This is a genomic window from Phycicoccus sp., from assembly GCF_035325325.1.
Classification (GTDB): Bacteria; Actinomycetota; Actinomycetes; order Actinomycetales; family Dermatophilaceae; genus Phycicoccus.
Genome location: NZ_DAOLAC010000010.1, coordinates 69,742 through 81,148, shown reverse-complemented (window position 1 = coordinate 81,148; position 11,407 = coordinate 69,742). Strand labels below are relative to the sequence as shown.

The window sequence follows — 11,407 nt, the reverse complement described above, 5'->3', positions numbered from 1 at the left end:
ACCGCGCGCCGACGCCCACCAGCCGGGACCGGCCGCCGGTGGCTCAGGAGTGCTCGAGCTCCTCGGACCGCTCCTCCGCCGGCTCGCCGCGGGCGGCGTCCCGGCGGTTGGCCAGGATGCTCGTCACGGTGACGAGGGCGAGGATGCCCACGATGACGCCGAGCGAGGCGAGGGTCGGCACCTCGGGGGTCGCCGGCCAGACGCCGTGGGCCCAGTGCAGGACGAGCTTGACGCCGATGAACGCGAGGATGGCGGCCAGGCCGAAGCCGAGGTGGCGCAGCGCGCCGAGCAGGCCCTCGAGGACGAAGTAGAGGGCACGCAGGCCGAGCAGCGCGAACGCGTTCGTCGCGAAGACGAGGTAGGGGTCGCCGGTGATGCCGAAGACGGCCGGCACGGAGTCGACGGCGAAGACGATGTCCGTGCCGAGGATGGCGACGGCGACGAGCCCGAGGGGCGTCAGCGCACGCCTCCCGGCCTCCCGGACGGTGAGGTTCGGGCCGCGGTAGTCGTCGGTCACCGGGAAGAACCGGCGGAGCACCTTGACGGTCCGGAGCGAGCCGATGTCGACGGCTGCGTCCTCGTGCGACAGCGCGTCCTTGAGCACCTTGACCGCGGTGAGCAGGAGGATCGCGCCGAAGAGGAGGAAGGTCCACGAGAACATCGAGATCAGCTGCGCCCCGACCGCGATGAAGACGCCGCGCAGGAGGAGGGCGCCCGCGACGCCGATGAGCAGGACGCGCTGCTTGAGGGCGTCCGGGACGGCGAAGGCGGCGAGCAGCAGCATGAAGACGAAGAGGTTGTCGACCGAGAGCGACTTCTCGACGAGGTAGCCGGTGTAGTACTCGAGCCCGCGGTCGCCGCCGTACTGCGTCCAGACGAAGACGCCGAAGGCGAGCGGCAGCGCGATGTAGAAGCTCGACCAGCCGACGGCCTCCTTCATCGACACCTCGTGCGGCTTGCGGGTCAGCACGAAGTCGAGGACGAAGAGGCCGAGGACGGCGGCGATGGTGACGCCCCACAGCAGGGGCGTGCCGACCGAGGGTCCGGCGGCGGCCGGCTCGGCGGCAGCGACGACGGCGGGGAGGGTGTGGAGGGATGGCATGACGCTCCTCAGGGCACGATGGCGGTCCTGAGGTCTCCTTCACCGCCCGCGGGCGGCGCCGCACCGGGAGGACCGTGGGGCCCTCGTACTGACCGGTGGCGGACTTGGGAAGTACTCCCCTCGTCTGCGCTGCAGGATACCCGTCGCCGGATCATTTCCCCAAGCCGGTGTGTGGAAAAGGTTCGACGGCTCAGCGGCGGACGGCGGCGTACCGGTCGAGGGCCTCCTGGCGCTCCTCGGCGTGGTCGACGATGCGCTCCGGGTAGCCCTTGGCGTAGCCGCCGTCGTGGTCCCACGGCCGGTGCGCCGCCTTGCCGGCGAGGTGCCGCAGCTCGGGCACCCAGCGCCGCACGTAGTCGCCGGACGGGTCGAACTTCTCGCCCTGGGTCACCGGGTTGAAGACGCGGAAGTACGGCGACGCGTCGGTGCCGGTCCCGGCCACCCACTGCCAGCCGTGGTTGTTCGAGGCGATGTCGCCGTCGCAGAGGTGGTCGAGGAAGTGCCGCGCGCCGACCGGCCACCAGACGTGGAGGTCCTTGGTGAGGAAGCTCGCGGTGATCATCCGCACCCGGTTGTGCATCCAGCCCTCGGCGAGCAGCTGGCGCATCCCGGCGTCGACGACGGGGTAGCCGGTCTCGCCCCGGCGCCACGCCTCGATCGCGTCCTCGGGCTCCGAGTAGCGCATCCCGGACAGGGCCGGCCGCAGGTCGGACCACGCGCTCCTCGGGTTGTGCCACAGGACGTCGGCGTAGAACTCACGCCAGGCGAGCTCGTCGCGGAAGGTCTCGGCCCCCGTGCCCGAGTGGTCGGCGACCTCGGCGAGCAGCGTGCGTGGGTGCACCACGCCGAGCTTGAGGTACGGCGACATCCGCGACGTCGCGTCGAGGGCGGGCAGGTCGCGGTCGCCGTCGTACCCGGAGAGTGCGTCGTCGCGGAAGCGGCGGAACCGGCGCAGGGCGGCCTCCTCGCCGGCCGGCGGCAGCTCGGGGAGGTCGGACGCCGACAGCGCGGCGTCGAGCGCGGCCGTGGCGTCGGCGTCGTTGCGGGCGTGCCGCAGCGGCAGCGTGCGCGGCGTGGCCGCCGGCTCCGGCCATCCGTGCTCGCGCCAGGCCCGCGAGAACGGCGTGAACACCTTGTACGGGTCCCCCGACCCGTTGGTGACCAGCCCGGGCCCGACCGCGTAGGGCGTGCCGGTCTCGACCCACTCGACGCCCTCGCCGAGTGCCTCGCGGACCGCCTCGTCGCGACGGACGCCGGCGGGGGTGGTCTCGCGCGAGACGTGCACGGACGACGCGCCGACCCGCTGCGCGAGCGCGGGGACGACCGTGCGCGGGTCGCCGTGCAGGAGGGTCAGGGAGCCGTCCAGGGACTCGTCGAGGGCCCGGAGGTTGGCCGCCAGCCACGCCCGCCGCACCACCCCGCCGCCGTCCCAGAGCCGCGGGTCGACGACGAAGGCGACGACGAGGTCGCCGTCGCCCGCGGCCTCCCGGGCCGCGAGCAGGGCCGGGTGGTCGCGGCGGCGGAGGTCACGGCGCAGCCAGAGGACGGAGGTCATCGCGAAGGGCTCCTCAGGAGAGGCGGTCGAGGACGGCGGGCAGGAGGAAGAGCATCCCGAGCGACCACGTGAGGTGGGTGACCGTCGGGCCGAGGATGCCGCCGGTCACCCGCCGCTGGAGGCCGACGACGAGCCCCACGACCGCCGCGGCGAAGACGAGCAGCGGGATGCCCGAGGTCGCCGTGACCAGTGCGTAGACGACGGTCGTCACGGCCACCGCGTGCCGCCGACCGACACCGGCGAAGAGGGCGCCGCGGAAGTAGAGCTCCTCGGCGACCCCGTTGACGACGGTGAGGAGGGCGACCACCCCGAGGGAGCCGTAGCGGGCGTGGTCGAGCAGTGCCTGGACGGGGTCGCGGAGGAAGGGCACCTGGGCCACGAGGAGGGCCCCGGCGAGGAAGACCGCGAGGAGGAGCGCCCCGAGCGCCAGCGACTGGACGACCGCCCGGCTGGGCTCGCCGCCGGCGCGGGTGTGGCCGTGGCCGAGGTGCAGCGGACCGGACGCGAAGGCACCCACTGCCCAGACCACGGCGAGGGCGAGGGTGGCCAGGTAGAAGGTGGGGTCACCCGGCTCGATGCGCAGCGCCCAGGCGAGCACGCCGGCACCGACGAGGAGGGTGACCACGGCCACCACCCGTCGCCGGCGGAAGGCGCTGTCCGACTCGGTGTGGTCGCGGGGGACGGGGTCGACGAGGGCCGCGCGGACGAACGCGCGCAGCTCGGCGACCGGCCGGACGGTGGCCATCCGCGGCCGCCTCAGGACCCCGACCCGCTGCCACCTCCGGCCCACGCGGGGTCGGCCGCGGTGACCCTGGCGGGGTCGACGGTGCCCGGCTCGGGGCGGGGGTCGGCGTCGTCGCCGGCGATGGCGTCGGTGACCGCGCGGTCGAACCGGAGGTGGCCGCCCTCGGGCGGGCCGACGAGGTCGTCGATGTCGTTCTCGTGGCAGACGACCTCGTGGAGCAGGCTCTCCACCAACGGTTTCGCCAGCCCGGTGGGCACCGGGGTGACGAAGCCGACCCACTTGCTGGCCAGCCGCGGCGTGAGCACGGGGACGGTGAGGACGGTGCGGGGCAGCATGCCGGCGAGCCGCGCGAACCGGACGATCATCTCGCGGTAGGTGAGGATCTCCGGACCGCCGACGTCGAAGGTGCGGTTGACGTCGGGCGCGAGGTCGGCGGCCCCGACGAGGTAGTGCAGGACGTCGCGCACCGCGATCGGCTGGATGCGGTTGTCGAGCCACTTCGGGGCGACCATGAACGGCAGCCGTGAGGTGAGGTGGCGCAGCATCTCGAAGGAGGCGGAGCCGGAGCCGACGATCATCGCGGCCTGGAGCACGGCCGTGGGCACGCCGCTGGCCATGAGGAGGTCACCGACCTCGACCCGCGAGGCGAGGTGGTCGCTGAGCGGCCCGTCCTCGGGGTGCAGCCCGGCGAGGTAGACGATGCGGCCGACCTCGGCCTCGAACGCGGCCCGCCCGAAGGCCTGCGCCATCTCGCGGTCGCGCTCGACGAAACCGCCCTCGCTGTCCATCGAGTGCAGGAGGTAGTAGGCGACGTCGGCGTCGGCCAGTGCCTCGGCGAGCGTCGAGCGGGAGGTGGCGTCGCCCTCGACGACCTCGACGCGCTCGCGCCACACCCGGTCGGCGACCTTGCCGGCGTCGCGGGTGAGGACCCGGACCGTCCACCCCTCGTCGAGCAGGGCCGGGACGAGGCGTGAGCCGATGTAGCCGGTGACGCCGGTGACGAGGGCACGGCGGCCGGTGCCGCGGGAGTCGCTCACCGGCGGTCCAGCACCTCCTTGAGCTGCGCGGCCGTGCGGTCGCCGAGGCGCTCGAGGAGGGGGGTCATCACGGGTCCGATGAACCGGGCCACCCCGGAGAACTCGAAGTCGGCGCGGTAGGTGACCGACGCGCCGGTGCCCTCCGGTCGCACGGTGATGGTGTCGTGGCTCGTCGTGGTGTCGTTGCGGCCGACGATGACGACGCGGTCGTCGGCCAGCTCCTCGGTCGTGTACTCGAGCTCGACGGTGTTGCCGGCGAACTTCGAGACGTTGCGGTACTTCGTCCCCACGCCGCCGTCGCCGCTGACCCGCTCGCAGGACACCGTGCCGGCGTCCCACTCGGTGGCGTTGCGGAAGTCGGCCAGGTAGGGCAGGACGTCGGCCGCGGAGGCGGACGTCGAGATGGTGCGCTCGACCGTCATCGTCATGCGGGTTCCCTTCTCGAGAAACGGATCTGGGCCACATCGAGGTAGCCGGTGGCGAAGCCGGCCTCGCAGTACGCGAGGTAGAACTCCCACATCCGGCGGAAGGTCTCGTCGAAGCCGAACCGCTGGATGTCCGTCCACCGGGCGTTGAAGCTCTCGCGCCACCGACGCAGCGTCTCGGCGTAGTCGGGCCCGAAGGCGTGCACCCTCTCTACCCGCAGGCTCGTCGACTCACGCGTGACGTCGCGGATCGCCTGGAGAGAGGGGATGAGGCCGCCCGGGAAGATGTACTTCTGGATCCAGCCGAACGAGCCCTTGGTCGCCAGCAGCCGGTGGTGCTCCATGAGGATGGCCTGGATGGCGACGACGCCACCGGGGGCGAGCAGGTGGTCGATCTGGCGGAAGTACGTCTCCCAGTACTCCTCCCCGACCGCTTCGATCATCTCGACGCTGACCACCGCGTCGAACTGCCCGGTCGTCTCGCGGTAGTCCTGGAGCAGCACCTCGACCCGGTCGGCGTACCCGGCCGCAGCGATCCGCTCGAGCGCGAGGTCGCGCTGCTCCTCCGAGAGCGTCACCGAGGTGACGGTGGCTCCCCGGGCCGCGGCGCGGATGGACAGCTCGCCCCAGCCGGTGCCGATCTCGAGGACCCGGGAGCCGTCGCGCACGTCGGCGGCGTCGAGGATGGCCTCGACCTTGCGCACCTGGGCCTCGTGGAGGTCCTGCCCGGCGAGGGGGGCCGCGGGGTCGAAGAGCGCCGAGCTGTAGGACATCGAGGGGTCGAGGAACGCCGCGAAGAGGTCGTTCGAGAGGTCGTAGTGCGCGCTGATGTTGCTCCGCGAGCCCTCAAGCGTGTTGCGCTGGGTGCGCGGGATGGCGCGGTCGACGAGGCCGCGCAGCGAGAGCAGCGGCTTCGGGACGAGCTCGCCCATCCGGGCCGCGAACGGCATGAGGGCCTGTGCGAGGTCGGTGCCGTCGGCCACCCGCCAGTCGCCGGCCATGTACGCCTCGCCGAGGCCGATCTTCGGGTGCTCCTCGAGCCGGCGGAACATCGCCCGGGGGCGGACGACCTCGAGGACGGGCGAGTCCGGGCCGCCGGCGCCGACGACCGTGCCGTCGGGGTAGCGCATCCGCACCGGCATCGGACGTACGGCCACCTCGGTGACGGCCTTGGCGACGGCGCCCCGGGTCAGGGCGCGGGGGAAGGTGAGCCGCGGGGCGGCCAGCTCGAGGCGGGGGGTGTCGGCGGTCATCGCACGGTCTCCAGGGAGTGGTCGGGGCGGGGGCGGACCGGGAGCCTCCGCAGCCACAGCCAGATGCCGTGGACGCGGATCAGCGCGGTCACCCGCTGGGGCATCAACGGGTACCGCACCGCGGTCCGGGCCACCTGCGCCGTCGTCGCCGGCCGGGGGGTCCCGGTCACGGTCGCGGTCACCAGGGGTTCGTCGTGGACGCGCAGTCGGATGGCCACCCCGACCTTCCGTGGCGTCAGCGTGAGGCGGATGGCGTACTCGCCCTCGACGTCGTTGAACGGCGAGACGTAGAACGCCTTCTCCACGTCGTCGCGGCCGGTGGCGTCCGGGCGCAGGACGTAGGCGTGCCGGCCGCCGTAGGTGTTGTGGACCTCGACGACGACGCCGCGCAGGGCGCCGGACGGGGTGAAGACCCAGAACGCGGACATGGGGTCGAAGACGTGGCCGAGGACCCGCGCGTGGGCCAGCATGACGACGCGGTCGTGCGGGGTGGTGTCGACGCCCTCGCGCTCGAGGACGCGCAGGACGTTGGCCTTGAGGGCCGCCGTGCCGGGGTTGCCGGAGAGGTGGTCCTCGGCCCGGAAGGACGCGAACGGCCTGAGCCAGAACGGGATCCGGGGCATCGCGTCGAGGTCGACGAGCCACTGCGTGTGCCGGTGCGTGAACGCGTGGCGCACCGGGCGGAAGCGGGTGTGGTGCACCTCGCCGACGACGAGCGCCGGGAGCACGGGGAGGTCGGCGGTGGTGGTCATGCCGTCACCAGTCGACCCCGAAGGCCCGTGCGGCCTCGACCCCGGAGCGGCAACCGTCCTCGTGGAAGCCCCACCCGTGGTACGCACCCGCGAACGCCGTGCGGTCGGTCGTGATCTCCGCGATGCGGCTCTGGGCCCGCACCGCCGCCACGTCGTAGAGGGGGTGGGTGTACTCCATGGTGGCGACGACGCTACCGGGGTCGATCCGGTCGGTGGCGTTGAGCGTGACGAAGAACGGCTCGCTGTCCGGGATGCCCTGGAGCCGGTTCATCCAGTAGGTGACGACCGCCCCCTCGGACGGGTCGTCACCGACGAGGTAGTTCCACGAGGACCGAGCCAGCCGGGCCCTCGGCAGGAACGACCCGTCGCGGTGGAGGACGGTCTCGTTGCGGCTGTAGCGGAACGCACCGAGCACCTCCTTCTCGGCCGGCGTGGCGTCGGCGAGCAGGCGGAGGGCGTCGTCGGCGTGCGTGGCGACGACGACCCGGTCGTGGCGGTCCAGCCGGCCTCCCGCCGTGCGCAGCTCGACGCCGTCCGGGGTGCGGGCCACCGACGACACGGGGTCGCCGACGTGGACCGCGGGCAGCCGCGCGGCGAGGAGGTCGACGTAGGTGCGCGACCCGCCGACGACGGTCATCCACTGCGGGGAGTCGCCGACCGAGAGCATCCCGTGGTGCTCGAGGAAGCGGAAGAGGTAGCGGGCCGGGTAGTCGAGGGCGTCCTCGCCGCCGCTGGACCACACGCAGGCGACGACCGGGACGGCGTAGAGCCGGACGAACGACTCGGGGAAGCCGGCGTCGCGGATGAACTCGCCGTAGGTCGTCGTGTCCTCGTCGTCGGTCTCGGCGAGGAAACGCGCCGCCAGGGCGTGGAAACGCTTGACCGCCCGGAGCATCCCGACGTACTCGCGGTCGAGGAGCTGTCGGGGCCGGGCCACGAAGCCCTTGAGGCCCCGGCCGCCCGCGTACTCGAGGCCGGTCGACTCGTCGCGGATGCTCATCGACATCTCGGTGTCGCGGGTCTGCACCCCCAGCTCGCGGAAGAGTCGGCGCAGGTGGGGGTAGGTGCGGTCGTTGTGGACGATGAAGCCGCTGTCGACGCGGACCTCCCCGTCGCGCACCGGGACGGTGTGCGTGTGGGCGTGGCCGCCGAGGCGCGCGTCCGCCTCGTAGAGGGTCACGTCGTGGGAGGTCGAGAGCACGTGCGCGGCGGTGAGCCCGGAGACCCCGGCGCCGACGACGGCGATGCGCTGGCGGGCGGGGTCGCTCGCTTGGCGGTGGGTGGGGGGCATGGGCATGACCGTAGAACCTTCCGTCGACCTTCGTCAAAGGTTTGTCAAATCTCTGGCGAGCGCCTACCGTGGCGGTGTGAGGCGTTCGGTCCCCCCGTCGATGCGGATTGGCGAGCTGGCTGCCCGAGTGGGTGTCAGCACGCACGTCCTTCGTGCCTGGGAGTCCCGCTACGGGCTCCTGACGCCCGTCCGGTCCCCCGGTGGGTACCGCCTGTACGGCGTCGACGACGAGCGGCGCGTCCGCGACGTCCTCGCCCTGCGCGAGCAGGGTGTCAGCGCGATGGAGGCCTGCCGCCAGGTGCTCGCGGCCGAGCGCGCCGGCAACGCCGCCACCGGCCTGGCCGATGCCGACGACCTTGCGGCGAGCGGCTCCGACGGCCATCGCGGTGACCCGCTGCGCACCGACCCGCCGCTGCTCGTCGCCCAGCTGCTCGACGCCGTCACCGCGCTCGACGAGGACCGCGCGCACGCCGTCCTCGACACCGCCTTCCTCGACCGCTCGGTGGAGAGTGCGATCGTCGACGTCCTCGTCCCCTTCTTCGTGCGGGTCGGCGAGATGTGGGAGCTCGGCCGGATCGGCATCGCCCAGGAGCACTTCGCGAGCAGCCTGGTCCGCCGGCGGCTCGGCGCCCTCTCGCTGACCTGGGGCATCGGCACCGGCCCCGTCGCCGTGCTCGCCTGCCCGCCGGGCGAGTTCCACGACATCATCCTGCTCAGCTTCGGGGTGCTCCTCGGGAGGGCCGGCTGGCGCATCCGCTACCTCGGCCCGGACACCCCGATCGTCTCGCTCACCTCGGCCGCCGACCTCGTCCGCCCCGACGCCGTCGTGCTCGCCAGCCGCCGGCCCTCGGGGTTCCGGGCGCACGCGCCGGCCCTGCGGCGCCTCGCCGAGCGGTACCCCCTGTGGCTCGCCGGTCGCGGCACCACGCCGCGGGTCCTCGACGAGATCACCGCCCACCACCTCGGCCCCGACCTCGTCGGCGGGGTCGCCGAGCTGACCACCGCGGCCCGTGAGCGCCGCCGGGCCGGCGGTGAGGCGCCATCCGCCACGCCGACGGACTCCGAACACCGCTCGTGACCACCCGGAGGGCCGGGCGCCCCGGGCGGCGCCCGGCCCTCCCCCGGCCAAGCCGCCCCGACCGCCCACTCGAGGAGCACCCGTGACACTGACCGACCCCAGCACGCAGGGCACGACGACCCGGGACGGGGTGGCGTCGCGGATCGAGGCGGCCCTGCGGCCCCTGCTCGCCGGCCCGCTGCCCGTCCGGCTGCGCGCGTGGGACGGCTCGGAGGCCGGGTCGGCGGAGGGGATGCTCGTCGAGCTGCGTTCCCCGCAGGCCCTGACCCGGCTGCTCTGGCACCCGGGCGAGCTCGGTGCCGCGCAGGCCTACGTCACCGGCGAGCTCGAGGTGCACGGGGACATCGGCGACGCGCTCGACCTCGTCCGCGAGACGGTGGCCGCGCGATCGGTTCCCCCGCTCACGCCGGCCCGGGTCGCCCGGCTGCTGCCCGACCTCGTCCGGCTGGCGAAGGACACCGGCGCCCTCGCCCGCCCGCCGGCCCCGCCCGCCACCCAGGCCGTCGTCAAGGGCCGCCTCCACTCGCTGGCCCGCGACCGCGCCTCGATCAGCCACCACTACGACCTCTCGAACGAGTTCTACGAGTTCCTCCTCGACCCGCACCTGGCCTACTCGTCCGGCTTCTACGCCGACGGCCCGCAGATGGCGCTCGTCGACGCGCAGGCCGCCAAGCTCGACCTCGTCTGCCGCAAGGTCGGTCTCTCCGAGGGGATGCGCTTCCTCGACGTGGGCTGTGGCTGGGGCTCGCTCTCGCTCTACGCTGCCGAGCACTTCGGGGCGCGGGTCACCGGGGTGACGATCGCCGCCGAGCAGAAGGCCTTCATCGACGAGCGCATCCGCGAGCGCGGGCTGCAGGACCGGGTCGAGATCCGGCTCCAGGACTACCGCGAGGTGCGCGACGAGCCGTTCGACGCCGTCGCCTCGCTCGAGATGGGCGAGCACGTCGGCGAGAAGAACTACGCCACCTACGCCTCGGTGCTGCACCGGTCGGTGCGACCCGGCGGGTACGTGCTCGTCCAGCAGATGTCGCGCATCCGCGGGCACCACCCCGGCGGCGGGCCGTTCATCGAGCAGTTCATCGCCCCGGACATGACGATGCGTCCGGTCGGCGACACCCTCAACCTCCTCCAGGACGCCGGGTTCGAGGTCCGCGGCGTGCACGCCCTGCGCGAGCACTACGTGTGGACCGTCGAGGCCTGGCACCGCACCCTCGAGGAGAACTGGGACCGCGCCGTCGAGCTGCTCGGCGAGGAGGGTGCGCGGGTCTGGCGCCTCTACCTCGTCGGCGGCGCGCAGGCGTTCCGCGACAACCGGATGGGCGTCGACCAGCTGCTGCTGCGCCGCCCCGGGGGCCCGGCCGTCGTCTCGGACCCGGCCCGCTGATGGACGGCGCGTTCTCGGGCTCGACCCTCGGGCTGGTCCTCCTCGCCTCGGCGGTCACCTCGGCCGTCGCGATGGGGGTCACCGCGCTCGTGGCCAAGCGGGTCGGCAAGGTCGCCGTCGTCGACGTCACGTGGGGGCTGGTCTTCGTCGCCATCGGCTGGGTGGCGTACGCGGTCGGGCAGCACTCGGCGCGCTCGCTGCTGCTCGCCGTCCTCGTCACCCTCTGGGGCGGCCGGCTCGCGTGGCACATCCGCGGCCGCGCCCTGGGCCAGGGCGAGGACCCCCGCTACGAGAAGCTGCTGTCCGAGAAGCCGGAGGAGGAGCGGTTCCGCTACGCCCTGGTGCGGGTCTTCGGCACGCAGGGCGTCGCGGCGTGGTTCGTGTCGCTGCCGCTCCAGGTCGCCGCCGCCACGTCGTCCGCGCTCGGCTGGGTCGCCGCGCTCGGGGTGCTCGTCTGGCTGGTCGGCGTCGCGTTCGAGACGGTCGGTGACGCCCAGCTCAAGGCGTTCAAGGCCGACCCGTCCAACAAGGGCAAGGTCATGGACCGCGGCCTGTGGGGCTGGACCCGTCACCCCAACTACTTCGGCGACTCGGCCGTCTGGTGGGGCCTGTTCGTCGTCGCCGCGGAGGCCTGGCCCGGCGTGCTCACCGTGCTCTCGCCCGTCGTCATGACGTACTTCCTCGCCTTCGCCACGGGCGCGCGGCTGCTCGAGTCGGAGATGGCCAAGCGCCCCGGCTACCCGGAGTACATGGAGCGGACCTCGATGTTCTTCCCGCTCCCGCCG

At 73.4% G+C, this 11,407-nt stretch carries 11 protein-coding genes; 3 read left to right on the top strand and 8 right to left on the bottom strand.

The annotated features are described in order from the left end of the window. Positions 1–43: 43 nt before the first annotated feature. From PKA89_RS08625 to PKA89_RS08590, 8 genes are all read right to left on the bottom strand, one after another. Positions 44–1,102 (bottom strand): TerC family protein, encoded by a 1,059-nt coding sequence (locus PKA89_RS08625; RefSeq protein WP_324418558.1) that lies wholly within the window; start codon positions 1,100–1,102, stop codon positions 44–46. Between the two features lie 190 nt (positions 1,103–1,292). Next, the gene (locus tag PKA89_RS08620) at positions 1,293–2,657 is read right to left on the bottom strand and encodes a deoxyribodipyrimidine photo-lyase (RefSeq protein WP_324418556.1); all 1,365 of its coding nucleotides are present in this window, start codon (positions 2,655–2,657) and stop codon (positions 1,293–1,295) included. 13 nt (positions 2,658–2,670) lie between these two features. Next, a complete protein-coding gene (locus tag PKA89_RS08615) occupies positions 2,671–3,402 on the bottom strand; it encodes a type II CAAX endopeptidase family protein (RefSeq protein WP_324418553.1) in 732 nt (243 codons plus the stop codon). Positions 3,403–3,413: 11 nt separating this feature from the next. Next, positions 3,414–4,439 (bottom strand): NAD(P)H-binding protein, encoded by a 1,026-nt coding sequence (locus PKA89_RS08610; protein ID WP_324418552.1) that lies wholly within the window; start codon positions 4,437–4,439, stop codon positions 3,414–3,416. Next, the gene (locus tag PKA89_RS08605; RefSeq protein WP_324418550.1) at positions 4,436–4,867 is read right to left on the bottom strand and encodes an SRPBCC family protein; all 432 of its coding nucleotides are present in this window, start codon (positions 4,865–4,867) and stop codon (positions 4,436–4,438) included. The genes PKA89_RS08610 and PKA89_RS08605 overlap by 4 nt, the downstream gene beginning before the upstream one ends. Continuing rightward, complete coding sequence (locus PKA89_RS08600; protein WP_324418548.1) at positions 4,864–6,117, bottom strand: cyclopropane-fatty-acyl-phospholipid synthase family protein; 1,254 nt, start codon at positions 6,115–6,117, stop codon at positions 4,864–4,866. The genes PKA89_RS08605 and PKA89_RS08600 overlap by 4 nt, the downstream gene beginning before the upstream one ends. Further along, positions 6,114–6,869, bottom strand: coding sequence for a DUF1365 domain-containing protein (locus tag PKA89_RS08595; RefSeq protein WP_324418546.1), 756 nt, complete (start codon positions 6,867–6,869; stop codon positions 6,114–6,116). The genes PKA89_RS08600 and PKA89_RS08595 overlap by 4 nt, the downstream gene beginning before the upstream one ends. 4 nt (positions 6,870–6,873) lie before the next feature. Continuing rightward, a complete protein-coding gene (locus PKA89_RS08590) occupies positions 6,874–8,160 on the bottom strand; it encodes an FAD-dependent oxidoreductase (RefSeq protein WP_324418544.1) in 1,287 nt (428 codons plus the stop codon). On the opposite strand from PKA89_RS08590, the gene PKA89_RS08585 reads away from it, so the two are divergent. The 3 genes from PKA89_RS08585 to PKA89_RS08575 form a co-directional block, all read left to right on the top strand. Next, positions 8,114–9,238, top strand: a complete 1,125-nt coding sequence (locus tag PKA89_RS08585; protein ID WP_324418605.1) for a B12-binding domain-containing protein — start codon at positions 8,114–8,116, stop codon at positions 9,236–9,238. The two genes, PKA89_RS08590 and PKA89_RS08585, sit on opposite strands and share 47 nt — an antisense overlap. Before the next feature lie 82 nt (positions 9,239–9,320). Next, on the top strand, positions 9,321–10,622 hold the full coding sequence (locus tag PKA89_RS08580) for a cyclopropane-fatty-acyl-phospholipid synthase family protein (protein WP_324418543.1): 1,302 nt from the start codon (positions 9,321–9,323) through the stop codon (positions 10,620–10,622). Continuing rightward, positions 10,622–11,407: DUF1295 domain-containing protein (locus PKA89_RS08575; RefSeq protein ID WP_324418541.1), on the top strand; the 786-nt coding region annotated here is incomplete at its 3' end. The genes PKA89_RS08580 and PKA89_RS08575, both read left to right, overlap by 1 nt.